Genomic DNA, 24703 nt, shown 5'->3' on the forward strand with positions numbered 1-24703 from the left:
GGGGGGGAGGGAAACCGTGCGGGTCGGGGAGGGATGTTATATTATTCCATAACGATTCGCCGACCCTGCTGGAAGTCATGTCCCTGTCCTCACGCCTGCGCCACCTGCTCGACCGTTTCGGCGCCACTGGTTCGATGCTGTGCGCGGTGCATTGCGCGGTGATTCCGGTGCTGCTGGCCGCAGCGCCTTCGTTGGGCCTGTCGTTCTGGCTGAGCGACGGCGTGGAACAGGCGCTTGTGGTGTTCGTGACCCTGCTGGGGCTGTTCAGCCTGGTCTGGGGCTACCGTCGCCACGGCGCGCTGCGTGCGCTGGGCTTCCTGATTCCCGGCCTGGTCGCATTGTGGGCCGGCGTGCTGTACGACCCGTTGCACCACAATGCGGTGCCGCACGCGGTGGTGATGACCGTCGGCGGCCTGCTGGTGGGTGTGGCCCATCTGGTCAACCTGCGCCTCAACCACGGTCACGTGCACGACGCCAGCTGCGCGCACTAGGCGCTCCGTGATAGGATTTTCGATCGTGCGCGGGGGCGCCCAGCAAGGCGGCCCCGCCGAACCCGTGTCAGTACGGGGTAACCAGATTTCACATTTGAGGAGTTGAAGACATGGGTAAGGGTGACCGCAAGACCGCCAAGGGCAAGCGCTACAACGCCAGCTACGGCAACGCCCGTTCGCACACCGCGAGCAAGGTCGCCGTAGGCGCCGCTGCTCCGGTTGCCAAGAAGACCGTGGCCAAGGCTCCGGCGAAGAAGGCTGTGGCGAAGAAGGCCGTCGCCAAGGCCTGATCCGGCCGAACGACCGGTTCAAGGAAAAACGCGGCGCCTGGCGCCGCGTTTTTTTATGCGTGTCGTCCTGGCCGCCGCGTTCGCCGGGCATGGCCCGGCGCTACCCACATTGGCGCGGTAACGCCGGGCCATGCCCGACAGAGACATTCGATCAGCGCAGGGTCTTCTTCAGCGTTTCCGGATTGCCGTCGTTCGGCGCGGCCGGCACCTGCAGCAGGTGGGCCAGCAGCGGGTAGACGTCGACATTGTCGAAGCCATCGATCACCAGGCCCTGGCGGAACGACGGGCCACCGGCCACGAACACCGCACGCATGGACGGCAGCGCGTTGTCGTAGCCATGAGAACCCCGGTCCTGCTTGGCGCGCTTGGCGATCTTTTCGCGGTGCAGTGCATCCCAGCCTTCATCCATGGCGCAGACGATGGCCGGAACCCGCGGGTGCGTGCCGTAGTGCCAGCGCGGTGGCAGGTTTTCTTTCTTCCAGCATTCGTAATGCGCATGGCGGCCGAGCAGGGCGCGCTCGGCCTCTGCTTGGCGGCCTGCGACCGGCGCGAAACCCACCGACTGGCCCTGGCTGACATTGCGCGCGATGGCCGGATCGGCCATCGATTCGGTCGCGATCACGTGGCCATCGGCCACGCTGGCCATGCCATGGTCAGACACCACGATGACGTTGGTGGTCGCAGCCAGGCCGCGCTGCTGCAGTCCGTCGAGCACCTGGCCGACGATCTGGTCGGCGCGCACGATGGCGTCGGCGTACTGCTTCGACTCGGGGCCGTAGTTGTGACCGGCCTTGTCCACGTGTTCCATGTACAGCGTGGTGAGGCGCGGTGCATCAGCATCGGTCTGGGCCAGCCAGTCGAGCACGATGCCGGCGCGCTGCTCCAGCGGTTCCTTGCCGTCGTAGATGCGCCACTGGCTCGGGCGCACGCCGCGGATTTCCGATTCACTGCCCGGCCACGACGTGGTGGCCGAGCGGACGCCGGCGTTCTCGGCGCCGACCCAGATCGGTTCGCCGCCCCACCAGGCACTGGTGGTGACGGCCTCGCGGTTGCTCAGTTCGAAACGGCCCAGGGTTGCATCGTCCATGCTGTTGTTGACGATGCCGTGGTGGTCCGGACGCAGGCCGGTGACGATGGTGTAATGGTTGGGGAAAGTCAGCGACGGATAGGACGGTGTCATCCAGCGCGCACGTACGCCTCCGTCGATCAGTCGCTGCAGGTTCGGAGTGAGCCCACGGTCCAGTGCATCGGCGCGCAGGCCGTCGATGGAGATCAACAGCAGCTTGGGCGGCGCAGCCGAAGCGACGGGTGTGGGAACGGAGGCGGAAGGGGCGGGCGCGGTGGTGCAGGCGGCCAATGGCAGCAGCAGCGCCAGCGCGCAGGTCAGGCGTACGGAAGTCATCGCAACATCATAAGCGGCGGCAATGACGTGCCCAAGACAGGGCGCGCTATCGCGTGCCCTGTCCACGCATTTTTCCCTATCCCCGCGCCTGTCGGCGCGCCCCCTTCAACAAGAAGGGGGCTTTTCTCCAGACATATTCCTGATGCTTCCATCCTCGCATGGCGTGGATCTACCGTGTTGACCAAGGTCGACACCTACCAACAGTTGCGCAGTGCACCACCCCGACAGATCGCAGGAATCTGTCGAAGGCGTGGTGGGGCCGGTTGCGGTGGTGTCCGCGGCATGGATGCCGCGGCCAAGCCCCCATGGACGGGTTTACGGCGTCCCCCGCAACCGGCCCCACCACGCCATGCCTCGGAATGCTGCTGTTGCTTCGGCCGTTGCGGTTGCCTCTGCGGGTGCCGGGCGCCGCCCGGCCAGCCCTCTCAGGCGAACAGCGGGGCCTGGCGTTGTTCCAGCCGCAGCAGCGCCGCCTTGGTTTCCAGGCCGCCGCCGAATCCGGTGAGCGCGCCATTGCTGCCGATCACGCGATGGCAGGGCAGGATGATCGGCAGCGGGTTGCGGCCGTTCGCGGCGCCGACCGCGCGGGTCGCACTGGGCTGGCCGAGGTGCTGCGCCAGCTGCAGGTAGCTCCAGGTCTGGCCGAATGGGATCAGCGCCAGCGCCTGCCACACCCGCAGCTGGAACGGCGTGCCGCGTGGCGCCAGTTCAAGGTCGAAGCTGCTGCGTTCGCCGTGCAGGAACTGCAGCAGCTGTTCGCGCGCTTCCGGCAGCGCATCCGGTGCGTAGTGCCAGTCATCGCGTCCGCGTGCCGGATGGCGGTTTTCGGGAAAAAGCACATGTGACAGGCCACGTTCGTCACCGGCGATGGTCAGCACACCGATCGGGCTGTCGAAACGATCGAACAACAGGGTCATGTCGGTTCTCCAACGAAGGTTCCGGACAGGTGCCACAGGTGCAGCACGGCATAGGCGCGCCACGGGCGCCAGGGTTGCGAGCGTGCTTCGGTCGCGCGTTCGCTCAGGCGCTGGCCCTGCGCGTGGCCGAGGACCTGCTGCAGCACAAGATCACCGGCCGGGAATGCATCGGGCTGGCCGAGTCCGCGCAGGGCGATGTACTGTGCGGTCCACGGGCCGATGCCGGGCAGTGCAACGCAGCGCGCAACAAACTCCTCCAGAGCCTGCCCGGGTTCGAAGTCCAGCTGGCCACTGGCACACGCAGCGGCCAGCGCACGCACGGTTGAGGCTCGGCTGCGCGGCAGGCCGATCGATTCCAGTGGCGCCTCGGCCAGTACCTCTGGTGCCGGAAACTGGCGATCGAACTCGGACGGCATGCCCGGCAGATGCGCACCGTACGCATCCACCAGACGCCGCGCAAAGGTAGTGGCGGCGGCGACGCTGACCTGTTGGCCGAGTACGGCGCGTACGCCGACCTCGAAGCCATCCCAGCCGCCCGGAACGCGCAGGCCTGGGCGTTCGGCGATGCCGCGCGCCAGCAGTGGTTCTTCGCCGAGGGCTGCGTGGACCTGCTGCAGATCGGCATCGAGGTCGAACACGCGACGCACGCGGCGCACGATGTCCGGGATCAGGCGCGGATCCACCGCGCCCAGCTGCAGGCGCAGCTCCGGCCGTTTCGGGTCGGCGGTGACACGCAGCAGGGTGGGGCGCTCGGGGGTGCCCAGCACGCGCTGGTAGCTGTCCTCGCCGATCAGTTCGATGCCGGGCAGGCTGCGCTTGCGCAGGAACGCCAGCATGCGTGGGAAATCCAGCGGCGGGCGATACACCAGGCGCAGCACCAGGCCGCCATCATCGGCTGCCAACGGTTGATGCTGGCGGCGCAGCGCGGTCGGCGCCATGCCGCAGCCCTGCAGGAACGCGGTATTGAAACGTCGCAGGCTGTTGTAGCCGGCGGCCAGCGCGACGTCGGTCACCGGCAGGGTGGTTTCGGTCAGCAGCTGCTTGGCCAGCAGCAGGCGGTGGGTGGCATGGATCTGCCCGGGTGTGGCGCCGAGATGTTCGACGAACAGGCGCTGCAGCTGGCGCGCGCTGAGTCCAATCTTCTGCGCCAGGTCCGCTACCGGTTGCTCCTGCAGGAAGCCGCCGTGGATGATGGCCAAGGCGCGCTGTACGGTCTGCCCGGCGAGGGCCTGCTGGGCCTGTGGCGCCAGTTCCGGGCGGCAGCGCAGGCAGGGGCGGTAGCCGGCAGCGGCGGCCGCGGCCGCAGTCGGGTAGTAGGTGATGTTGCGTGGCTTCGGCGGTGGCGCCGGGCAGACAGGGCGGCAGTAGATGCCGGTGCTGCGCACGGCGGTGAAGAACACGCCGTCGAAGCGTGCGTCGCGGGCCAGGCGGGCGCGGTCGCAGGCGGCGGTGTCGAGGGCGAGGGCGGTGTCCATGGCGCCAGTCTAGGCGTGTGCGGGTAGGGATACTCGCCACATTCGGACATGGATGCTGAAGGGGGTCAGGCCGGGCTGCGCCCGGCACCCGCGGTAGTGCCGGCCGCTGGCCGGCAACAGCAACAGCAACAGCAGAAGCGGGATTCCTTTGGGATGGCGTGGTGGGTCCGGTGGCAGGGGACGCCGTGAACCCCCAGGCCGGCCCAGCCGCTGGCGGCTGGGCGTTCGGGCGCTTGCGAAGCAGTGCTTCGCAAGCAAAGCGCTCTCACCCATGGGGGCTCGATGGCGCCATCCATGGCGCCAACGGTCCTGCCAGCCCACATCGCCCACCTCTGTCAGTTGGTCGCTGCAGTTGGTGGGTGCCGACCGTTGGTCGGCACGCTTTGCTGTTGGTAGGTGTCGACCTTGGTCGACACGCTTTCCCAAGGGTCAGAAGGGGTTCAGTGCCACGCGCTGAATGCGCGCCCCGGACGGTTAGACTGTGGCTCTTGCTCCCATGAATCCCGGTTGCCCGATGTCCGCCAAATTCCGCTGGTTGCCCCTGTTGTGCCTGGCCCTGGCGGGCTGCAGTCAGCTGGAAAATCCAGGCAATGTGACTGCTGCCGACAAGGCGGCGAGGGCACCGGCCAGCGATGGCGAGAACATGGTGTCGATCAATGCGGCTGACGCACCACCGCCGCCGGCGCCGCCGCGCAGCCGGGCGGATCGGCCGTGGCCACAGGCGCAGCTGGAGAATGGTCGCGCCTGGGTCAGCTGCAGCACGGAATATGCTGGCGATGCCGGCGACGGCGTCGAGCTGGAGGGCCTGCAGCGCGAGCAGATCACCCAGGCCCTGGCGCCGTGCGCCGAACGTGGCCTGATGCGCGTGCGCTACGCCGGCAAGATCAATCCGGGCTTCGCCGAAATGATGTGGCGGTTGGCCGTCGTCGCGGACGAACAGAAGATCCACAAGCGCATCCTCGATCTGGATTCCAGCGGCGGCCAGGTGGAATCGGCGATCGTCGCCGGTGACAGCATCGGTGAATCCGGCTGGACCATCTGGGTGCGCGAAGGCTCGATCTGCCACAGCGCCTGCGTGTTCGTGCTGGCCGCCGGTGACAACCGCCTGCTGTCGGGCAAGGTCGGCATCCACCGCATGATGCGCATCAGTTCCAAGGCCACCTCGCGCGCGGAACTCAACCGCGAGCTGCACGAGGTCTACGACAACGTGAAGGACTACCTGCAGCGCAACGGCGTGGCGGTGGGCGTGGCCGACCTGATGATGACTGTGCCCAATCGCAGCCTGCGCCTGCTGACGCCGGACGAGCTGCGCCAGTACGGCCTGGATGGCACCAACGCGGTGCAGGACGATCTGGAACGGATCAAGCAGATGCGGGCCTGCGGCGATGATTTCGTGCAGCGCAAAGATGCGTTCCTGATCGCCTTCGACCAGCAGTGCAAGCGCGAAGGCGCCGACATGGAATCGATCAACAGCTGCGGCCAGGCACTGAAGCAGCGCTTCGGCTTCCCGGATGCGGTGTGCCCGGAAGAAAGCCCGCTGTCGGAGATCGATGTGGCAACGCTGCCACCGGCACCGTCGGAGCCGCCGCCGGTGGCCGAACAGGCGCCAGCAGACACCGGCACACCTGCCGCTCAGGCTGATGCAGCAGCGGTGGAAGGCAGCGCCCACGCGCGCTGACGGACAGCTCACCGCGCTGGCGTAGACTGCGGTTCTTTCCCGAGAACCGGCGGTGTTCATGAAACGCGTGCTCCTGCTGCTGTCCCTGATGCCCATGCTCGCGTTGGCGCAGACGCCTGCGCCCGCCACGCCCGCCCCGGCGCCCGCGCGCCCGGCACCGGCCTCGCCGTCGGCTGCAAAACCGGCCACCGCCGGCGCTCCGGCGTTGACCGCCGCGCAGCAGGCACAGGTGCAGAAACAGGATGCGGAAATGGGCGCGGCCGCAGTGAAGGCGGCGCAGCTGGTTGATGCCAACCGCGCCGGCGACTTGTGGGACGGCGCTTCGGCCGTCGCGCGCCGTGCAGTACCGAAGGCCGCTTTCGTCAGCCAGTTGACCGCCGAGCGCACGCGCCTGGGTGCGCTGGCCGGGCGTGGCCAGCCGACCATCACCCGGGTCAAGTACAGCGCCGGTGCCGCGGTGCCGGAAGGGCTGTACATCAACGTCAGCTTCCCGACCCGTTTCGCCAACAGCGCACAGCCGGTGCGCGAACTGGTCTCATTCCGTTTCGACGAGGACCAGGTGTGGCGCCTGGCCGGTTACAGCCTGCGTGCGTCGGCACCCTGAGGAGATGAATGATGGCAACTGAACTGACGATGCTGGCCTGGTCGGTGCTGCTGGGCTTCGTCTACATCTTCGCCACCTCCACCGTGGTCACCCGCGAGCGCGGGATGAAGTGGAATGCTTCGGCACGTGATGGCGAGGCCAGGCCGGTCAGTGCGCTGGCCGGTCGCCTGCAGCGTGCGCAGGCCAACTTCCTGGAAACCTTCCCGTTCTTCGCCGTCGCCGCCATCGCAGTGGTCGTGGCCGGGCGCAGCAACGACACCACAGCGTTGGCCGCGCACGCTTACTTCTGGGCGCGCGTGGCCTACCTGCCGCTGTATGCTGCAGGCGTGCCCTACGTGCGCAGCCTGGTGTGGGCGGTGTCGCTGCTGTCGATCCTGGCGCTGGTGTTCGCGTTGTTGTGACCCGGGCCTGATCCAGATCAAGGCCGGTCAGGTGCGTGGCGCTATGCTGGCCCGGACTGAATCAACGGCAGGAGGCGCGCATGCGCAGAATGGACGTGGTGGTGGTCGGCGCCGGACCGGCGGGTCTGTGCTTCGCGCGTGCGCTGGCCGGCAGCGGGCTGCAGGTCGGGCTGGTCGAAGTGCAGCCGCGCCAGGCGCTGGCCGAGGCCGCCTTCGATGGCCGCGAGATCGCGTTGACCCATGCCTCGCGGCAGAGCATGGAGCAGCTGGGGCTGTGGCAGCGCCTGCCGCAGGCCGAAGTCGCTGAGCTACGCGATGCCAGGGTGATGAACGGCGGCTCGCCGTTCGCGCTGACCTTCGCCAGCAGCCAGGTTGACGGCCAGCCGCTGGGCTGGCTGGTACCCAACCATCTGATCCGCCGTGCTGCATGGGATGCCGTGCAGGGCCAGGACGGCCTGGAGCTGTTTGACGGGCGCAAGGTGCTGGGCGTGCACGCCGATGCGCAGGGCCACGTGGTCAAACTCGATGACGGCAGCCAACTTCATGCGCGGCTGCTGGTGGCCGCTGACAGCCGCTTCTCCGCCACCCGCCGCATGCTCGGCATCGGGGCGCAGATGCGCGACTTTGGCAAGTCGATGCTGGTGTGCCGCATGCAGGTCGAGCGCGACCATCACCACACTGCCTGGGAGTGGTTCGGCTACGGCCGCACGATGGCGTTGCTGCCGCTCAACGAGGGCCAGGCATCGGCGGTGATCACGCTGCTGCCGCGGCAGATCGAGGAGCTGCTGGCGATGGATGAGGTGGCCTTTGGCGAGGCCGTCAGTGCTTGCTTCGAACACCGCCTTGGCCGGATGCAGCCGGTGGCCACGCCGCAGGCGTATCCGCTGGTCGGTGTGTACGCGCACCGTTTTGTCGGCGAGCGTTCGGCGCTGATCGGCGATGCCGCCGTCGGCATGCACCCGGTCACCGCGCATGGCTTCAACCTGGGCCTGGCCAGCGCGCAGCGGCTGGCGCAGGGTATCGTCGCACAGCAGCGCCGCGGTGCCGACATCGCCGCCGCCGGCATGCTGGCCAGCTACCAGCGCGGTCATCGGCTGGCGTCGCGGCCTCTGTACGAGGCCACCAACGCGATCGCCAGCCTGTACACCGACGATCGCCGTCCGGCGCGCCTGCTGCGGGCGGCGGGCCTGCGCCTGGCGCAGGGCGTGGCACCGTTCAGGCAGCTGATTGCCTCGCACCTGACCCAGCGCGTGGCCTGAACAGCTTCAGATCAACCGGCGGCCAGCACCCGGATCTGGCTGTCGGCGAACTCGACCACCTGGCCTGCGCGGATCTTGCAGGCCTTGCGCAGTTCGACTTCGCCGTCGACCCGCACCTGGCCGTCGCTGATGACCATCTTGGCCTCGCCGCCACTGGTGACCAGGTCGGCCAGCTTGAGCAGCTGCTTGAGTTCGACGTAGTCGCCGTCGAGGTCGAATTCGAGAATCTGCATGGAGCGGGGTTCCTGGAAAGAGGGCGCGGGCCAGCGGCCGGGCCGGGAAGAGGGCGCGTATTGTGCGCCAGCGCGGGGCATGACGGCACGCGCACGGAAAGCTGTACGCCTCGTTCAGGATCAATGCGGTATCATTCCGCTCTGAGCGAGTGAAATCTCCTCCGACCGAGCAGCGCCAGGGCACGCGATAAGAAGGGCGCCCAAAGCGCGGACCATCACCTTTTTATCGCACTGCCAGGAAGACGGCAGTGCCTTCGGAGTTCCCCATGTCCCAAGATTCCCAAGCGCCGCTGCAGTTTGCGCAGCTCGGCCTGTCCGAGCCCGTGATGCAGGCGGTCACCGCCATCGGCTATGAAACCCCGTCGCCGATCCAGGCTGCCACCATCCCGGCGATGCTGGAAGGCCGCGACGTACTGGGCCAGGCCCAGACCGGTACCGGCAAGACCGCAGCGTTCGCACTGCCGGTACTGTCCAACATCGACCTGCAGCAGATCAAGCCCCAGGCCCTGATCCTGGCGCCGACGCGCGAACTGGCCATCCAGGTCGCCGAGGCGTTCCAGTCGTATTCGTCGAAGATCCCGGGCTTCCGCGTGCTGCCGGTGTACGGCGGCCAGCCGTACGGCCAGCAGCTGTCGGCCCTGCGCCGTGGCGTGCATATCGTGGTCGGCACCCCCGGCCGCGTGATCGACCACCTCGACCGCAGCACCCTGGACCTGTCCGAGCTGAAGACGCTGGTGCTGGACGAAGCCGATGAAATGCTGCGCATGGGCTTCATCGACGACGTCGAAGCCGTGCTGAAGAAGCTGCCGGAGCAGCGCCAGGTAGCCCTGTTCTCGGCCACCATGCCGCCGCAGATCCGCCGCATCGCGCAGACCTACCTGCAGGACCCGGTGGAAGTGACCATCGCGGCCAAGACCACCACCTCGGCCAACATCCGCCAGCGCTACTGGTGGGTGAGCGGCATGCACAAGCTGGATGCGCTGACCCGCATCCTGGAAGTCGAGCCGTTCGACGCGATGATCATCTTCGCGCGTACCAAGGCCGGCACCGAAGAACTGGCCAGCAAGCTGCAGGCCCGTGGCCTGGCCGCTGCCGCCATCAACGGTGACATGCAGCAGGCCCAGCGTGAGCGCACCATCGCCATGCTGAAGGAAGGCAAGCTGGACATCCTGGTCGCCACCGACGTGGCCGCGCGCGGCCTGGACGTGGAGCGCATCAGCCACGTGCTGAACTACGACATCCCGTACGACACCGAAAGCTACGTGCACCGCATCGGCCGTACCGGTCGTGCCGGCCGCAGCGGTGAGGCGATCCTGTTCGCCACCCCGCGCGAGAAGGGCATGCTGCGCCAGATCGAGCGCGCCACCCGCCAGCCGATCGAAGAAATGCAGTTGCCGAGCGTGGAAGCGGTCAACGACACCCGCATCAGCAAGTTCACCTCGCGCATCACCGAAACCCTGGGTGCCGGTGGCCTGGACTTCTACCGCCAGCTGCTGGAGCGCTTCGAGAACGAGCAGAACGTGCCCGCCATTGAAGTGGCAGCCGCGCTGGCGAAGATGCTGCAGGGCGATACCCCGTTCCTGCTGCAGCCGCCGGTGCGGGCCCCGCGTGAAGAGCGCGCGCCGCGCGAACGCTTCGACCGTGGCGACCGTCCGGAGCGTGGCGATCGCTTCGACCGTAACGAGCGTGGTCCGCGCTTCGAGCGTGGCCCGCGTCGCGATGACGCCGAACGTGGTTTCGAGCAGCGTCCGCGCCGTGAGGTTCCGCCGCGTGGTGCGCCGGAGCAGGGCATGGAGACCTACCGTATTTCGGTCGGTCACCAGCATGGTGTGAAGCCGGCCAACATCGTGGGCGCCATCGCCAACGAAGCTGGCCTGGAAAGCCGCTTCATCGGCCGTATCGACATCCATGACGACTTCTCGCTGCTGGACCTGCCGGCACAGATGCCGTCGGACGTGCTGTCGCACCTGCAGAAGGTCTGGGTGTCCGGCCAGCAGCTGCAGATGCGCGCGCTGGCCCCGGGTGAAGACACCAACCCGGCACCGCGTCCGTTCAAGCCGCGCTTCGACAAGCGTGGTCCGGGCGGCCCGGGTGGCCCGCGCCGTGGTGGTCCGGGTGGTCCGGGTGGCCACGGCGGCGACCGTGGTGGTGACCGCGACAGCCGCGCGCCGCGTCGTGACGGCTTCAAGCCGCGCGGTCCGCGCAGCTACTGAGTCGTACCGCAGCCATGACAACGCCAGCCTTCGGGCTGGCGTTGTCCGTTATGGGGCTGGAAAAGGGGACGGAGGGGATTAAGTCGTAAATGGCTGGCCAGGGGGCTTATGCCGAAAACGACTTAATCCCCTCCGTCCCCTTTTTCGCATGGCCAACACATTCCCGGTCCTAGGCTGAGCTGGTTCCAAAGGAGGTTGTCACCGCATCACATTCGGGGGGATCCGGGATGGGTAGGAGTGGCACGGACCAACAGAGCCGGCGGGTGCCGATGACCCGCGGCCTGGGACTTCGGTTTGCGTTGTTGACAGGCATGGCGATTGGCCTGGTCGCACTGTCCGCCTTGATCCAGGAACTGCAGGCGGCTTCCACCGCCTGGATTGCCGGCCAGGGGTACTGGTCGCGGGGGCAGCAGGACGCGACCGCCGCACTCAGCCGCTACCTGGCGCGTGGTGATGCCCAGGACCTGGACGATGCACGCCGGGCCCTGCAGGTGCCCATGGGGGATCTGCAGGCGCGGCTGGCACTGGAGCAGGCCGAACCGGACGAGGCCAAGGCCCGGCAGGGCTTCCTGCGGGGCGGTAACGCGCGCGCCGATATTCCACGACTGGTGTTCTCGTTCCGGTATGCACGCGACATCGGCGCATTCCGTGAAGCGACCGCCCTGTGGCGGCAGACCGACGGCGACCTGATGGCCGTGCAGCGGCTGGTGGATGAGCTGCAGCAGCGGCACGGCCAGGGCGGGCTGCCGGTCGCTGCGCGTGACCGCTACCTTCAACAGCTGCGTGATCTCGACCGTCGCCTGCAGGTGCAGGCGCAGGCGTTCTCGCAGGCATTGCTGCGGATGGCCACCATGGTGCGCATCGCGACGCTGGTGGTGGGAGGACTGTCGGTGCTGGCGATCAGCCTGATGGCGGTGGCTCTCGCGCGCCGCGTGGGCAAGGACCTGACCGAACACGAGAGCCGCTTCCGCGCGGCGTTCTACCAGGCCAACGTCGGCATGCTCAAGCTTGACACCGAAGGCAGGGTGGTCGAAGCCAACCAGGCGATGGCCGATATCCTCGATTACCGGCGTGAGGTGCTGCTGCAGATGTCGCTGGGCGATCTGCTGATGGAAGGCGAGCTGGTCATCGACGGCGTCGGCCGCATCGACTGGGACCGCCAGCTGCGGCCGAGCGAACTGCGCTTCTGCCGGCGTGACGGCAGCCTGGTCTGGGGGCGCTGGAGCGGTACCGGTGTGCGCAGCGCCGGCGGTGGCCTGTCGGTGTTCGCGATCATCGAGGACGTCAGCCAGAACCATGCGCTGGCACGCGAGATCGAGCACCACGCCAGCCATGATCCGTTGACCGGCCTGATCAACCGTCGCGAGATCGAACGCCTGCTGGAACGCGCACTGCTGCAGGTGCGCAGCGATGGTGGAACGCATGCGCTGTGCTACATCAATCTGGACCACTTCAAGCTGGTCAACGACAGTTTCGGCCACGCCGCCGGCGATCAGATGCTGCCCAGCTTTGCCGACTACCTGGTGGCTGCGGTGCGTGATGGCGACTGGGTCGGGCGACTTGGCGCCGATGAGTTCGCGGTATTTCTTGCCCATGCCAGCCAGGACGAAGCCAAGCGGGTGCTGCAGCGGGTGATCCGCAACCTGGGGCAGGCGACCTTCCCCATCAGTGAAGGCCGCCCGCAGCTGAGCTGCAGCATCGGCGTGGTCGAAGTCAGCGCCGACGCACCCGATGTGAACTGGCTGATGAGCGCTGCCGACAGTGCCTGCTATGCCGCCAAGCAGGCCGGCCGCAACCGCGTGCACTGCTTCAACGAGAACCGAATGGCACTGGAGGAGCGGCGGCAGGAGGCCGAGCGCCTGCAGGGTGTCAGCCTGGCGATGGCCGAGAACCGGATGCTGTTGTATGCGCAACGCATCGCCCGGGTTGGCGATCCGTCCTACCTGCACTATGAAGTGCTGGTGCGCATGCGGGGCACCGACGGCAACCTGCACCTGCCCGGACAGTTCATGCCTGCGGTGGAGCGCTATGGCATGGCGGTAGCGCTGGACCGGCACGTGCTCGGACTGCTGTTCCGCCACCTGCAGGTCTGCCCGGTGCATGTCCGCCAGCTGGGACTGTGCAACGTCAATGTATCTGCCCAGTCGATTGCCGAACCGGGTTTCCTCTCCTTCGTCTGCGACCTGCTCGAACGCAACCGTGCGCTGGCGTCCAAGCTGTGTTTCGAGATCACCGAAACGGCCGCGATCAGCAACCTCAGCCAGGCCCGTGCGTTCATCGACGCGGTGAAGGCGCGCGGCTGCCGGATGGCGTTGGACGACTTCGGGTCCGGCCTCTCTTCGTTCGGTTATCTGCGCCAGCTGCCGGCCGACATGCTCAAGATCGACGGCGCCTTCGTCCGCGACATGGACACCGACCCGGTCAGCCACGCCACCGTGCGCGCGATCAGTGAACTGGGGCGCGAGCTGCAGATGGAGGTGGTGGCCGAATGGGTGGAGACCGCCGAAGTCGCCGCCGCACTGACCCGGCTTGGGGTGCAGGGCCTGCAGGGCTATGCGGTCGAGCGGCCGCAGCCGCTGGAGCGGATGACCCTGGCTGACCTGAGGCCGTTCCGGCTGGTGGCCGTGAAGGGACCGCCCAGCGCAGGCTGAACCGCGGACGCCGACTTTGGTCTACACATGCGCGGCGTGCCCGGCTGCGATAATGCGCGCCAGGGGCGACGCGCAGTGGGCGCGGACGTAAGCAGGAACAGGACGTGGCGTGGGCGGCAGGCAGTGGCGGTATGGAACAGGAGCGGTGTTGGCCGTCCTGATGGTGTGGTTGGCGTTGCCGTGGCCGCTTCTGGCTGCAGAGGCCGTGTCGGGCCGTGATTATCTTCTGGTCGGCGGTGCTACCGACGAGCCGACGCCGCACCGAGCGTGCACGCCGCAGATGCTGTCCGGCGCCCGCCAGCAGGCCGAGGTGCCCGCACCGCCCACTGGCTGGTCGGGCGAGCCGCAGGCACTGGATGTGTTCAACGTCTTTGCCGGTGAAGTGCGCGTCCAGCATGGCGACCGCGAAATCTGCGGCGACATGCATGATGCCCGTACCCGCGATTCGCGTTTCCGCGCAGGTATCGGCATGGTGGCCGTACCGCCGGCAGGCAGCCACGAGCCTTTCCTGGTTTCCTGGCAGACGCCGCTGAAAACACGCTGGGTACCGACCCTGCGGCTGGGCGCACCCAGCCCGGTGCAGCAGAACGATACCGCGCGCCTGCTGGTACGTGCCGCCTGCATCGCGGTGGCGATCGCGCTGGCGTTGTCGGCGCTGATGGCGTTCCTGACCACGCGCGACCGAAGCTTCCTGGTCTATATCGCCTGCACCACCATACTGGTGTTGTGGCAGGCCATCCTCGGCGGGCTCAGTGGCTACCCGGAACCCTGGCTGCCGGTGGGGGAGCATGGCGCGAGGTGGCTGCTGTCGTTGACCGCGGCCTCGCAGGCGCTGGTGCTGCCGGCACTGTGGCGGCTGAACGGAGGCGACCGCGTGCTGCCTCGATCGCGCTCTGCGCAGCTGCTGGTGTTGTGGACCCTGATGGCGCTGGCCACGCTGGTGCCGTGGCTGCGCTGGGAGCATCTGGCCTGGGTCGCACAGGGCCTGCAGGTGTCCTATCTGTCCGGGTGTGGCCTGGCACTGCTGGTCGGCCTGTGGGCACGCTGGCGCGGTGACCGTTGGGCGCAGGCGGGTCTGGCAGCGCTGGCACCGATGCTGGTACTGATCATCGCCGATGCCTGTGGTGCGGAGTGGCTGCTGGAATACCGGGTGGAGGCGCTGCAGCTGGCGGTGACCTGGTTGTTGATGATGGCTGCCTACGCCCTGAACCAGCGGCTTGGCCGCCTGCGCCAGCAGCGTGACGAGCTGCGCCAGCTGGCCGAGACCGATGGCCTGACCGGCCTGCCCAACCGTCGTGCCGGCCTGCAGCAGCTGGCGCGGCATCTGGAGCGTGTCAACCGTGAAGGAGGGCCGCTGGTGATCGGCTTCCTCGACATCGACCTGTTCAAGGACATCAACGACCGTCATGGCCACGCGGTGGGCGACCAGGTGCTGGTGGCCGTCGCGCGGGCCTTGCGCACGGCGGTGCGCAGCCAGGACGAAGTGGTACGGATGGGTGGCGAGGAGTTCCTGCTGCTGATGCCGGGCATGCCGCGTGAGGCGGCATCGGCGCGGCTGGACCGCCTTCGCCAGCGCATCACCGAGGCCGGCCTGGCGTTGCAGGTAGCGGGGCTGGAAGTGACGGCCAGCATCGGCCTGGCACAGTGGCGGCCGGGCGAGGATGACCTGGCGGCACTGCTGCGGCGGGCCGACCATGCCATGTACGTGGCCAAGCGCGCAGGCCGCAACCGTGTGTTCGACGGTGAAGAGCTCGATCCGCCCGGCCCGGCATGAGGCGCAGCGGGCGGCGATGCCGGATAATAGGGCGATGACCACCCGACTCAACAAACACATCGCCGACACCGGCTTCTGCTCCCGCCGCGAGGCCGATCGCCTGATCGCCGCCCGCCGCGTCACCGTCAACGGCCACCCGGCCGGCACCGGTGCGGTGGTGGGCGAAGAAGACCAGGTACTGGTCGACGGCCAGCCGCTGCGCGCCCGCGTCGCCCGCAAGCCCGGGACCCGCCGCCACGTCTACATCGCGCTGAACAAGCCGGTCGGCGTCACCTGCACCACCGAAACATCGGTCAAGGGCAACATTGTCGACTTCGTCGGCCACGAACAGCGCATCTTCCCGGTCGGCCGACTGGACAAGGAGTCCGAAGGCTTGATCCTGATGACCAGCAACGGCGACATCGTCAACCAGATCCTGCGCGCTGAGAACGGCCACCAGAAGGAGTACCTGGTGGCGGTGAACAAGCCGGTTACCGATGAATTCCTGCGTGGCATGGCGCGCGGCGTGCGCATCCACGATCAGATGACCCTGCCGTGCAAGACCTCGCGCATCGCCAAGTTCGGTTTCCGCATTACCCTGCAGCAGGGCCTGAACCGGCAGATCCGACTGATGGCCGCTGAATTCGGCTACCGCGTGACCCAGCTGCGCCGTGTGCGCATCGACAACATCAAGATCGGCGCGCTGAAGCCGGGCCAGTGGCGCAACCTGACCGAGCAGGAACTGCAGGGCCTGCTGCCGAAGCAGCTGGACTGGTAACGCGCGGTAGTGCCGGCCGCTGGCCGGCTGCACCAGTCATCGAATGACTACGGGATGCCGGCCAGTGGCCGGCGCTACCTGTTGTGCGGTTTACGCACCGGCATCCGCTAGACTTGGCGGTGACCTGCCGGAACGTGACGCTGCATGATCAAGCCCGACAAGCCCGCCAACGAAGCCCTTCGGCTTGAGGCGCTGTACCGCTACCGCATCCTGGATTCGGAGCGTGAGAAATCCTTCGACGACCTGGTAGTGATCGCCAAGGCGGTCTGCGGCACTTCGATGGCGGCGGTGACCCTGATCGACGTCGAACGGCAATGGTTCAAGTCGATCCAGGGCATCGATGCGGCGGAGAACCTGCGCAGCGAATCGATGTGCGGCCACGCCATCCTGCAGCCGCAGGAAATCATGGTGGTGGAGGACGCGCTGCAGGACATCCGCTTCCACGACAACCCGGTGGTGACCGGCGATCCGCACATCCGCTTCTATGCCGGTGCGCCGCTGATCAGTTCAGATGGCCTGCCGCTGGGCACGCTATGCGTGTTCGACGCGCATCCGCAGCACCTGGCCAGCGACAAGGCCGAGGCGCTGGCTGCTCTGTCGCGGCAGGTGATGCTGGTGATGGAACTGCGCCGCTTCGCCCTCGACATCCAGAAGCACATGCTGGAGCGCGACGATTACGAGCGCCTGTTGTCGGAATACCAGGACGTACTGCTGGCGCAGAATGCCGACCTGGCCGCACAGAGCCGTACCGATGCCTTGACCGGCCTGCCCAACCGCCGTGCGATGGCGGCCGCGCTGGAAGAGGCGGTGGCCGGGAATCCGCCCAGTGCGGCCTGCGTGGCGCTGCTGGACATCGACCATTTCAAGCACATCAACGACTTCCAGGGTCACGCCACCGGCGACCGGGTACTGGCCGAGCTGGGAGCGCTGCTGCGCTCGCACTTCGCCGGCCGCGGCATGGCCGCGCGTTATGGCGGCGAAGAGTTCGTGGCGGTGATGCCCGGTACCGATCTGCGCACCGCGGAGCTGCAATGCGAGTTCCTGCGCCTGGCGGTGGCCGACCTTCCGCTGGGTTTCCCGGTCACGATCAGTATCGGTGTCGCCCAGCACCTCACTGGCGAGAGCGTGGACGAGACCCTGGCACGTGCCGACAAGGCGCTGTACCGGGCCAAGGGCAATGGCCGCAACCGGGTGGAACGGGCCGACTGAATCGCCCCCCCGTCGAATGGATGCGACGTGCGGATGATTCGATGCCACTCAGGTAGGCCCACGCCACGCGTGGATGCCGTTCCCGATTCAACACCGTCGCGTCGCAATCCCTGCGACCACGACCGGCCAGCATGGTGCATCTGTTCCCGCGGACGCCGACCATGCTGCAGACCCTGGCCATCGCCCACTACCGTTCACTGCATGGACTGGTGCTGCCGCTGCAGCCGTTGAATGTGGTCACCGGCGACAACGGCAGTGGAAAATCCAGTCTGTACCGCGCGCTGCGCCTGTTGGCGGAAACCGCGCAGGGCGGAGTGGCCGCAGTGCTGGCGCGCGAAGGTGGACTCGGCTCGGCGTTGTGGGCCGGCCCGGAAAAGATCGACCGCCGGGTCACGGCGGGCGACATTCCCCTGCAGGGTGGCCCGCGCCAGGAAGCGGTGGGCCTGAAGCTCGGCTTCGCCACTGACCAGTTCGGCTATGCGATCGACCTGGGCTATCCACCGCCCAGCCGTTCAGCGTTCGCACTGGACCCGCAGATCAAGGCCGAGGCGATCTGGGCCGGGCCGTTCCTGCGCAGCGCCAACCTGCTGGTCGATCGCCGCGGGGCGATGGTGCGGCAACGCCATGCGCACGGCTGGGATCGGGTCGACGACCGGCTGTCATCGTTCGACAGCCTGTTCACCCAGGTCGGCGATCCGCAGCGCATGCCGGAAACCATCGCCCTGCGTGAGTACATCCGTCGCTGGCGCTTCTACGATCATTTCCGCAGCGATGCCGATGCGCCGGCGCGGCAGCCGGCGATGGCCACGCGCACGCCGGTGCTGCATCACGACGGCCGCGATCTGGCGGCGGCCTGGGTGACCATCCTCGAGATCGGAGATCCGGTTGCCTTGGCACGCAGCGTGGACGATGCCTTCCCAGGTGCCACGATCGGCTTCGAGGAACTGGATGGCCGATTGGCCCTGCGCTTCCACCAGCCCGGGCTGCTGCGGCCCTTGTCGATGACCGAGCTGTCCGATGGCACCCTGCGTTTCCTGCTGCTGGCTGCCGCGCTGCACACACCGCGCCCGCCGCCGCTGCTGGTGCTCAATGAGCCGGAGACCAGCCTGCATCCAGACCTGCTGCCGGCGCTGGCGCGGCTGATCATCGCCGCCAGTGCACGCAGCCAGGTATGGGTGGTGTCTCACGCCAGCCGGCTGATCGCTGCGTTGGAGCAGGCGCCGGGCTGCCACTCGCTGCACCTGCACAAGGAGCAGGGCCGCACGTTGTTGAGTGGGCAGGGGCTGCTGGATGCCCCGGCATGGCACTGGCCGCAGCGCTGAAACGTCGCTCCACGCGCGGTAGATCCACGCCGTGCGTGGATGCACTCAATCGGCGATGTTGCGTGCCTCGGCCGTGCCAAGGATTTCCGGATGCTGCACCGGCTTGCGGCGATTGAGCAGCGGATGCAGGAACACTGCTCCGACGATGATCGCCACGCCCAGGTAGAACCATGGCGTGACCTCGTGCTGCTCGCGCAGCAGCACCACCGCCAGCACCACTGCGTAGACAGGTTCCAGGTTGGTCACCAGCTGTACGGTGTAGGCGCTCAGGTGGCGCAGCGCGACCAGGGCCAGGGCGAACGGCAGCAGCGTGCAGAACCCGGCCAGTACCAGCAGCAGGATGCCGTCGTGCAGGTCCGGAACCACCCACAGCGGGCTGGCCAGCGCCGGCAGCAGGTAGGGCATCAGCGGTGCCAGCAGGGTCAGGGTGAGGGTGCCGGCACCCAGCTCCAGCGCCGTGACCGTAAGCGGATCGGCGTGGCTGACCATGCGCTTGTTGAGCGAGCCGAACACCGCCACCAGCAATGCCGAGATCGCGCCGATCAATACACCCAGGCGCATGCCATCGGGCACGCCACCGACCACCAGCGCCACGCCCGGCAGTACTGCCAGGCCGAAGGCCAGTTCACGCAGTTGGAACGGCCGCTTGGCTACCCACGGTTCGATGATTGAAGTGAACACCGGCGCCAGCGCGATGCAGGTGGCGGCCACCGACGCATTGGCCAGCTTCACCGCACCGTAGAACGTCAGCCAGTGCAGGGCGACCAGCGCACCGATGCCGGCGTAACCAGCCACCAGCCGCAGGGGCAGGGTGCGCAGCCCGCGCCAGACCCGCGGCAGCAGGGCCAGCATCGCCGTCACCAGCAGCATGCGCCACCACACCAGCGGCAATGCGGGCAGGGTGATCAGTTTGCCGAGGATGGCGGTGACGCCCCACAGCAGGACACAGAAGTGGATCTGCCACAGCGCTTTGCGGGTGTCGGGTGTGCTCATCCGCCTATTGTGAGGCAAGGCGAACGTCGCAGCGCTACCCGCGTGTGGAATTGTTGCCCCGGTCAACCTGCCGCTGCAGCGCCATCGCTGCCGCCGGGTTGCGCGCCTTGCCTGCGCCGATGCACAGCAGGTAGACCTCGCGCGGGGTTTCAGGGGCGGGCGCTGCCAGGCAGGGCAGGTCGTCCACCGGCTCGCCGCGCGACCAGCGCCGGGCCCGTTCGGCCCAGCGCTGCTGCACGGGTGCCGGCAGGCCCTCGTTCAAACGTGCCTGGCTGCGCTTGATCCGTGCGTAGACGAAGCCGGCGCTGACATCGCCATGCAGGGGTGCCTCGTCGCTGTCCTCGATCACCAGGGCCACGCCGTGCGCGCGCGCAGCGGTAACCAGTTCCGGGCCGTGCGCCTCGGCATTGCGGACTTCCAGGGCGTGCTGCAACGGCACGCCGTCCAGTTGCTTCGGCAGCTGCGCCATCAGCCGTTCCAGCGCTTCGGCGTCGGCCGGATGCCGTGGATCGAACTGCCACAGTAGCGGGCCCAGCCGGTCACCGAGCGCGAGTGCGGCCTGCAGGAACGGCGCCGCGGCATCCACCGTGCTGGACAGGTCGCGGCGCTGTACCAGGTAGCGCGGCGCCTTCAGCGAGAAACGGAAGCCTTCAGGGGTCTGCGCGGCCCATTGCGCGCATTGCACTGCGGTCGGCGTGCGGTAGAAGGTGCCGTTGATCTCGATGCAGCGCAGCGCACGGCTGGCGTGTGCCAGCTCTTCCCGCTGCGGCAGGCCGGCGGGATAGAACACGCCGCCGCGCCATTCCGAAAACACCCAGCCGCCGATGCCGCAGCGGATCGCTCCTGCGGTCACTGGCCGTGGTCCGCGCGCCAGGGATCGTAGCTGCCGAACCACCACAGGTAGCCTTCCGGATCGGCGCAGGCATAGCCACGGCCGCCGTAGTCCTGGTCGGCGATGTCGATGACGATGCGTGCCCCGGCCGCCTTGGCCCGGGCGTAGTGCGCGTCGGCATCGGTGACGATCACGCAGGCACTCTGGGTCTGGCGGCCGCCCACCTCGTCCGGCATCGCGGCATGCTGGCTCCAGGCGCTTTCCTTGACGGCCGAGCCGAGCATGATCATGCCGTTGCCGAAGGTCAGCTGGGCGTGGAACACGGTATCGCCATCGGCATACACCGCCTGGGCATGAAAGCCGAAGGCGCGCTGCAGCCAGTCGATCGCCGCCTGCGCATCGCGGTAGCGCAGGCAAGGAATGATGGTGGATCCATTGCTCGGTTGGCCGTTCCCGTCCATGACACCCCTCCTATGGCACAGGCCAGCCTGCGCCGATGACCGTTACCATCGCGCGAACCCTTGATGACGGCCTGCACATGGCCGCCACCCCTGTTCGGAGATCGTGCTGGATGAAACCCTGGATTGGAGGAGCCGTGCTGCTGGCATGCACGACCATGGCAAGCGCGGGCACCCCGGCGCAGCTGCAGGACCTGGATGCGACCGTCGAGCGCGTGCGCGCGCAGTTCGACGTGCCCGGCATCGCCGTGGCCGTGGTCAAGGACGGCCAGGTCGTGCTCGAGCGCGGTTGGGGCGTGCGTGAACAGGGCAGGCCGGAGCCGGTCCAGGCCGACACCCTGTTCGCCATTGCCTCCAATACCAAGGCGTTCACCGCAACCTCGCTGAACCTGCTGGCCGAGGACGGCAAGCTGAAGATGGATGACAAGGTGATCGACCACCTGCCGTCGTTCCGCATGTCCGATCCGTTCGTTACCGGGCAGATGACGATCCGCGACCTGCTGTCGCATCGCAGTGGCCTGAGCCTGGGCGCCGGTGACCTGCTGTTCTGGCCGACCACGTCCTACAGCAATGCCGAAGTGGTGGAGCGCCTGGGCAAGGTGCCGCTGAAGGGCGGTTTCCGCGAAAGCTATGCCTACGACAACATCCTGTACGCGGTCGCCCAGCAGGTGATCGAGCACGTTTCCGGCATGAGCTACCAGCAGTTCCTGCAGGCGCGCATCTTCGACAAGGTGGGCATGACCGGCACGCGCTACAACGCCGATCACCTGAAGCCCGGTGACAAGGCCGCGGTCGGACACGCCAAGTACGATTTCAAGGATCTGCGCACCGTTGCGCCGCTGACCTGGTCGAACAACGCAGGCGCCGGTGGCATCTATTCCAGCGCGCATGACATGGCGCGCTGGATGCAGGTGCAGCTGGCCGAAGGCAAGCTGGCCGATGGCACGCCGTTGTTCACCGAGAAGAGCCAGCAGCAGATGTGGCGGATGATCACGCCGCAGTCGATTCCGGCGCCAAGCGTGCCGGAACTGGCACCGGCGCGGGCCAATTTCGCCGGCTATGGCGAGGGCTGGAGCCTGAGCGACTATCGCGGGCAGAAGCTGGTCTGGCATACCGGTGGCTGGCCGGGCATGGTCTCGCGGCTGACCCTGGTGCCGGGCGAGAAGCTGGGCGTGGTGGTGCTGACCAACCAGGAGGTGGGTGCGGCGTTCAACGCGATCACCCTGAGCGTGCTTGACGCCTACCTGGGTGGAGAAAAGCACGATTGGGTGGATGCCTATGCCAAGGCCGTGGCCAAGGGCCAGGACAAGGCCGACGAGGCCTGGGCCAAGCACCAGAGCGCGCGCGACAAGGGCAGCAGGCCGTCGCTGGCGCTGGCCGGCTACACCGGCACCTTCCGTGACCGCTGGTACGGTGATATGCAGGTCAGCAGCGAGGGCAAGGGCCTGCGCCTGCGCTTTGCCAAGACCGCGCAGCTGAGCGGTCGCCTGGAGCACTGGCAGCACGACACCTTCATCGTGCGCTGGGACGACCGTTCGCTCAACGCCGACGCATTCGTGAACTTCAGCCTGGACCCGGATGGCAAGGTGCGCGAGGTGCGCATGCAGCCGATTTCCGACCTGACCGATTTCAGTTTCGATTTCCAGGACCTGCTGTTCACTCCGGTGAAGTGACGCCGCCGGACGTGGCCCGGCGCCAACGTTTGACGAATCCGATGGATAGTGCCGGCCGCTGGCCGGCAACCTCATGTTCCCCGGATGCGTCGCAAGGGTGCCGGCCAGCGGCCGGCACTACCGGAGCCGCGGCGATCGTCGGCCGGTGTACACATGCGGCGTGGGATACTCCGCCGGCTAATGATGGCGAGGGAATGCGATGTTCCGTTGGTTTGAATCCCTGATCCCTGTGTTCCCGCCCGTGGATGGGCGCATGCCACCGCGCAAGGTGCTGCCGTTCTACCTGCACTACCTGCGCCCGGTGTGGCCGGTGCTGCTGGCCACGCTCATCGCCGGCCTGCTGCTGGCGCTGGTGGAAGTGGCGATGTTCGATTACCTGGGCCGTATCGTCGACATGGTCGCCGAGCAGCCGGGTGCCGGTTTCTTCCAGCGCCACGCCAATGAACTGGGCTGGATGCTGTTCATCACGGTCATCGCACGGCCGATCCTGGTCGGCCTGCACAACCTGCTGGTCAACCAGGCCATCGTGCCCGGCCTGAGCAACCGCTCGCGCTGGCTGATGCACAACTACGTGGTGCGGCAGAGCCTGAGCTTCTTCCAGAACGATTTCGCCGGCAGCGTCGCCAACCGGGTGATGCAGACCGGCACGTCGCTGCGCGAATCGGCGGTGCAGATGGTCGATTCGCTCTGGTACATCGTGGTCTACACCGGCACTGCGCTGTACCTGTTCGCGCAGGCCGACTGGCGGCTGATGGTGCCGCTGATCCTGTGGTTGCTGGCCTACGCGGTGATCCTGGCCTACTTCGTTCCGCGGGCGAAGGAACGCGCTTGGATCGCCTCCGAAGCGCGTTCGAAGGCGATGGGCCGCATCGTCGATGGCTACACCAACATTCCCACGCTGAAGCTGTTCGCCCATGGTGGGCGCGAGCAGGCCTACGTGGCCGAGTCGATCCAAGAACTGGCGGTCAAGCACCGCGCGCAGACCCGCATCACCACCGGCATGGACCTGACCATCGCCATCGTCAACGGCTTCCTGATTGCCGGCACCTGTGGGCTGGCGCTGTGGCTGTGGAATGGCGGCCACATCACCGTCGGCGCGATCACGCTGGCCACCGGCCTGGTGATCCGCATCCACAACATGTCCGGCTGGATCATGTGGACCATCAACGGCATCTTCGAGGACATCGGCACGGTGCAGGATGGCATCACCACCATCGCCCAGCCGCTGACCGTGCAGGACCGCGAGGATGCAGTGCCGTTGCAGGTGACCCGTGGTGGCGTGCACTTCCAGGACATCCACTTCCACTACGGCAAGAAGGGCGGCGTGATCGCCGGCCTGGACCTGGTGGTGAAACCCGGCGAGAAGATCGGCCTGGTCGGCCCCTCCGGTGCGGGCAAGTCGACCCTGGTCAACGTGCTGCTGCGCCTGTACGACCTGGAGAGCGGCCGCATCCTGATCGACGACCAGGACATTGCCTACGTCACCCAGGAAAGCCTGCGCCAGCAGATCGGCGTGGTCACCCAGGACACCTCGCTGCTGCATCGCTCGATCCGCGACAACCTGCTGTACGGCCGTCCGGACGCCACCGATGAGCAGCTGCGCGCAGCAGTAGCCAAAGCACGTGCCGAAGCCTTCATCGATACGCTGGTGGACGGGCAGGGCCGTCGCGGCTACGACGCGCACGTCGGCGAGCGCGGCGTGAAGCTGTCCGGTGGCCAGCGCCAGCGTATCGCCATTGCCCGCGTGCTGCTGAAGGACGCACCGATCCTGGTGCTGGACGAGGCGACCTCGGCGCTGGATTCGGAAGTGGAAGCGGCGATCCAGGACAGCCTGGACGAACTGATGGGTGGCAAGACGGTGATCGCGATCGCGCACCGGCTGTCGACCATCGCGCGCATGGACCGGCTGGTGGTGATGGACCAGGGCCGCATCGTCGAAACCGGCAGCCATGCGGAACTGATTGCGGCCGGTGGACTGTACGCACGGTTGTGGGCGCGGCAGACCGGTGGTTTCGTGGCTGCCGATCAATGATGGGATCGGGGTCGGATCCCTTTCCGCAGGAAAGGGCTC

General features: G+C 67.4%; 21 protein-coding genes. 14 read left to right on the plus strand and 7 right to left on the minus strand.

Features of this window, described 5'->3' with window-relative positions:
* Positions 1–77 precede the first annotated feature (77 nt).
* Entirely contained in the window at positions 78–491 is a 414-nt protein-coding gene (locus AC5P57_RS02490; RefSeq protein ID WP_019338435.1) for a MerC domain-containing protein, read from the plus strand.
* Between the two features lie 110 nt (positions 492–601).
* Entirely contained in the window at positions 602–781 is a 180-nt protein-coding gene (locus AC5P57_RS02495) for a 30S ribosomal protein THX (RefSeq protein ID WP_004150462.1), read from the plus strand.
* A 151-nt stretch (positions 782–932) separates the two neighbouring features.
* Here the strand turns inward: AC5P57_RS02495 and AC5P57_RS02500 are convergent, their stop codons facing one another.
* The 3 genes from AC5P57_RS02500 to AC5P57_RS02510 form a co-directional block, all read right to left on the minus strand.
* Positions 933–2183, minus strand: coding sequence for an alkaline phosphatase family protein (locus tag AC5P57_RS02500; RefSeq protein WP_262236197.1), 1251 nt, complete (start codon positions 2181–2183; stop codon positions 933–935).
* 425 nt (positions 2184–2608) lie between these two features.
* Positions 2609–3100: a methylated-DNA--[protein]-cysteine S-methyltransferase gene (locus tag AC5P57_RS02505; RefSeq protein WP_012510484.1), complete on the minus strand. Its 492-nt coding sequence runs from the start codon at positions 3098–3100 to the stop codon at positions 2609–2611.
* The gene (locus AC5P57_RS02510; protein ID WP_262236198.1) at positions 3097–4575 is read right to left on the minus strand and encodes a DNA-3-methyladenine glycosylase 2 family protein; all 1479 of its coding nucleotides are present in this window, start codon (positions 4573–4575) and stop codon (positions 3097–3099) included. Before AC5P57_RS02510 ends, AC5P57_RS02505 begins: the two co-directional genes overlap by 4 nt.
* Before the next feature lie 514 nt (positions 4576–5089).
* Here AC5P57_RS02510 and AC5P57_RS02515 point away from each other — a divergent pair.
* The 4 genes from AC5P57_RS02515 (at position 5090) to ubiM (ending at position 8517) form a co-directional block, all read left to right on the plus strand.
* Positions 5090–6253 carry a COG3904 family protein gene (locus AC5P57_RS02515; protein WP_262236199.1) on the plus strand — a complete coding sequence of 388 codons (1164 nt, stop codon included), beginning with the start codon at positions 5090–5092 and terminating at the stop codon, positions 6251–6253.
* Positions 6254–6311: 58 nt separating this feature from the next.
* Positions 6312–6857 carry a DUF4019 domain-containing protein gene (locus AC5P57_RS02520; protein WP_126929667.1) on the plus strand — a complete coding sequence of 182 codons (546 nt, stop codon included), beginning with the start codon at positions 6312–6314 and terminating at the stop codon, positions 6855–6857.
* Between the two features lie 11 nt (positions 6858–6868).
* A complete protein-coding gene (locus tag AC5P57_RS02525) occupies positions 6869–7258 on the plus strand; it encodes an MAPEG family protein (RefSeq protein ID WP_262236201.1) in 390 nt (129 codons plus the stop codon).
* Positions 7259–7338: 80 nt separating this feature from the next.
* Complete coding sequence (gene ubiM, locus AC5P57_RS02530) at positions 7339–8517, plus strand: 5-demethoxyubiquinol-8 5-hydroxylase UbiM (RefSeq protein WP_262236202.1); 1179 nt, start codon at positions 7339–7341, stop codon at positions 8515–8517.
* A gap of 11 nt (positions 8518–8528) precedes the next feature.
* On the opposite strand, the gene AC5P57_RS02535 is transcribed toward ubiM, so the two are convergent.
* Positions 8529–8750: an RNA-binding S4 domain-containing protein gene (locus tag AC5P57_RS02535; protein ID WP_012479588.1), complete on the minus strand. Its 222-nt coding sequence runs from the start codon at positions 8748–8750 to the stop codon at positions 8529–8531.
* Between the two features lie 266 nt (positions 8751–9016).
* Between AC5P57_RS02535 and AC5P57_RS02540 the strand changes: the two genes are divergently transcribed.
* From AC5P57_RS02540 to AC5P57_RS02565, 6 genes are all read left to right on the plus strand, one after another.
* Positions 9017–10963: a DEAD/DEAH box helicase gene (locus AC5P57_RS02540; protein ID WP_262236204.1), complete on the plus strand. Its 1947-nt coding sequence runs from the start codon at positions 9017–9019 to the stop codon at positions 10961–10963.
* A gap of 227 nt (positions 10964–11190) precedes the next feature.
* Positions 11191–13614: a putative bifunctional diguanylate cyclase/phosphodiesterase gene (locus AC5P57_RS02545; RefSeq protein ID WP_495219426.1), complete on the plus strand. Its 2424-nt coding sequence runs from the start codon at positions 11191–11193 to the stop codon at positions 13612–13614.
* 109 nt (positions 13615–13723) lie between these two features.
* Positions 13724–15388, plus strand: a complete 1665-nt coding sequence (locus AC5P57_RS02550) for a sensor domain-containing diguanylate cyclase (RefSeq protein ID WP_262236205.1) — start codon at positions 13724–13726, stop codon at positions 15386–15388.
* Positions 15389–15422: 34 nt separating this feature from the next.
* Entirely contained in the window at positions 15423–16145 is a 723-nt protein-coding gene (locus AC5P57_RS02555) for a pseudouridine synthase (protein ID WP_099551369.1), read from the plus strand.
* 144 nt (positions 16146–16289) lie between these two features.
* On the plus strand, positions 16290–17354 hold the full coding sequence (locus tag AC5P57_RS02560) for a sensor domain-containing diguanylate cyclase (protein ID WP_099551368.1): 1065 nt from the start codon (positions 16290–16292) through the stop codon (positions 17352–17354).
* A gap of 161 nt (positions 17355–17515) precedes the next feature.
* Entirely contained in the window at positions 17516–18676 is a 1161-nt protein-coding gene (locus AC5P57_RS02565; RefSeq protein WP_099551383.1) for an AAA family ATPase, read from the plus strand.
* 45 nt (positions 18677–18721) lie between these two features.
* On the opposite strand, the gene AC5P57_RS02570 is transcribed toward AC5P57_RS02565, so the two are convergent.
* The 3 genes from AC5P57_RS02570 to AC5P57_RS02580 are packed head-to-tail and all read right to left on the minus strand — an operon-like array spanning position 18722 to position 20962.
* Complete coding sequence (locus AC5P57_RS02570; RefSeq protein WP_032128349.1) at positions 18722–19669, minus strand: DMT family transporter; 948 nt, start codon at positions 19667–19669, stop codon at positions 18722–18724.
* A gap of 34 nt (positions 19670–19703) precedes the next feature.
* Positions 19704–20522 (minus strand): DUF72 domain-containing protein, encoded by an 819-nt coding sequence (locus AC5P57_RS02575; RefSeq protein ID WP_262236206.1) that lies wholly within the window; start codon positions 20520–20522, stop codon positions 19704–19706.
* Positions 20519–20962, minus strand: a complete 444-nt coding sequence (locus AC5P57_RS02580; protein WP_099551366.1) for a VOC family protein — start codon at positions 20960–20962, stop codon at positions 20519–20521. The genes AC5P57_RS02575 and AC5P57_RS02580 overlap by 4 nt, the downstream gene beginning before the upstream one ends.
* A gap of 110 nt (positions 20963–21072) precedes the next feature.
* Here AC5P57_RS02580 and AC5P57_RS02585 point away from each other — a divergent pair, with 110 nt between their 5' ends.
* Both AC5P57_RS02585 and smrA read left to right on the plus strand, forming a co-directional pair.
* Entirely contained in the window at positions 21073–22632 is a 1560-nt protein-coding gene (locus AC5P57_RS02585; protein WP_099551365.1) for a serine hydrolase, read from the plus strand.
* A 199-nt stretch (positions 22633–22831) separates the two neighbouring features.
* Positions 22832–24664, plus strand: a complete 1833-nt coding sequence (gene smrA, locus AC5P57_RS02590) for a multidrug efflux ABC transporter SmrA (protein ID WP_099551364.1) — start codon at positions 22832–22834, stop codon at positions 24662–24664.
* Positions 24665–24703: the final 39 nt, after the last annotated feature.

It is taken from the genome of Stenotrophomonas sp. YJH_SMC_79 (assembly GCF_059367995.1).

Bases quoted from the DNA above. Each gene is read 5' to 3' on its own strand.
- AC5P57_RS02490 (WP_019338435.1), top strand. From the start codon at position 78: ATGTCCCTGTCCTCACGCCTGCGCCACCTGCTCGACCGTTTCGGCGCC.
- AC5P57_RS02495 (WP_004150462.1), top strand. From the start codon at position 602: ATGGGTAAGGGTGACCGCAAGACCGCCAAGGGCAAGCGCTACAACGCC.
- AC5P57_RS02500 (WP_262236197.1), bottom strand. From the start codon at position 2,183: ATGACTTCCGTACGCCTGACCTGCGCGCTGGCGCTGCTGCTGCCATTG.
- AC5P57_RS02505 (WP_012510484.1), bottom strand. From the start codon at position 3,100: ATGACCCTGTTGTTCGATCGTTTCGACAGCCCGATCGGTGTGCTGACC.
- AC5P57_RS02510 (WP_262236198.1), bottom strand. From the start codon at position 4,575: ATGGACACCGCCCTCGCCCTCGACACCGCCGCCTGCGACCGCGCCCGC.
- AC5P57_RS02515 (WP_262236199.1), top strand. From the start codon at position 5,090: ATGTCCGCCAAATTCCGCTGGTTGCCCCTGTTGTGCCTGGCCCTGGCG.
- AC5P57_RS02520 (WP_126929667.1), top strand. From the start codon at position 6,312: ATGAAACGCGTGCTCCTGCTGCTGTCCCTGATGCCCATGCTCGCGTTG.
- AC5P57_RS02525 (WP_262236201.1), top strand. From the start codon at position 6,869: ATGGCAACTGAACTGACGATGCTGGCCTGGTCGGTGCTGCTGGGCTTC.
- ubiM (WP_262236202.1), top strand. From the start codon at position 7,339: ATGCGCAGAATGGACGTGGTGGTGGTCGGCGCCGGACCGGCGGGTCTG.
- AC5P57_RS02535 (WP_012479588.1), bottom strand. From the start codon at position 8,750: ATGCAGATTCTCGAATTCGACCTCGACGGCGACTACGTCGAACTCAAG.
- AC5P57_RS02540 (WP_262236204.1), top strand. From the start codon at position 9,017: ATGTCCCAAGATTCCCAAGCGCCGCTGCAGTTTGCGCAGCTCGGCCTG.
- AC5P57_RS02545 (WP_495219426.1), top strand. From the start codon at position 11,191: ATGGGTAGGAGTGGCACGGACCAACAGAGCCGGCGGGTGCCGATGACC.
- AC5P57_RS02555 (WP_099551369.1), top strand. From the start codon at position 15,423: ATGACCACCCGACTCAACAAACACATCGCCGACACCGGCTTCTGCTCC.
- AC5P57_RS02560 (WP_099551368.1), top strand. From the start codon at position 16,290: ATGATCAAGCCCGACAAGCCCGCCAACGAAGCCCTTCGGCTTGAGGCG.
- AC5P57_RS02565 (WP_099551383.1), top strand. From the start codon at position 17,516: ATGCTGCAGACCCTGGCCATCGCCCACTACCGTTCACTGCATGGACTG.
- AC5P57_RS02570 (WP_032128349.1), bottom strand. From the start codon at position 19,669: ATGAGCACACCCGACACCCGCAAAGCGCTGTGGCAGATCCACTTCTGT.
- AC5P57_RS02580 (WP_099551366.1), bottom strand. From the start codon at position 20,962: ATGGACGGGAACGGCCAACCGAGCAATGGATCCACCATCATTCCTTGC.
- AC5P57_RS02585 (WP_099551365.1), top strand. From the start codon at position 21,073: ATGAAACCCTGGATTGGAGGAGCCGTGCTGCTGGCATGCACGACCATG.
- smrA (WP_099551364.1), top strand. From the start codon at position 22,832: ATGTTCCGTTGGTTTGAATCCCTGATCCCTGTGTTCCCGCCCGTGGAT.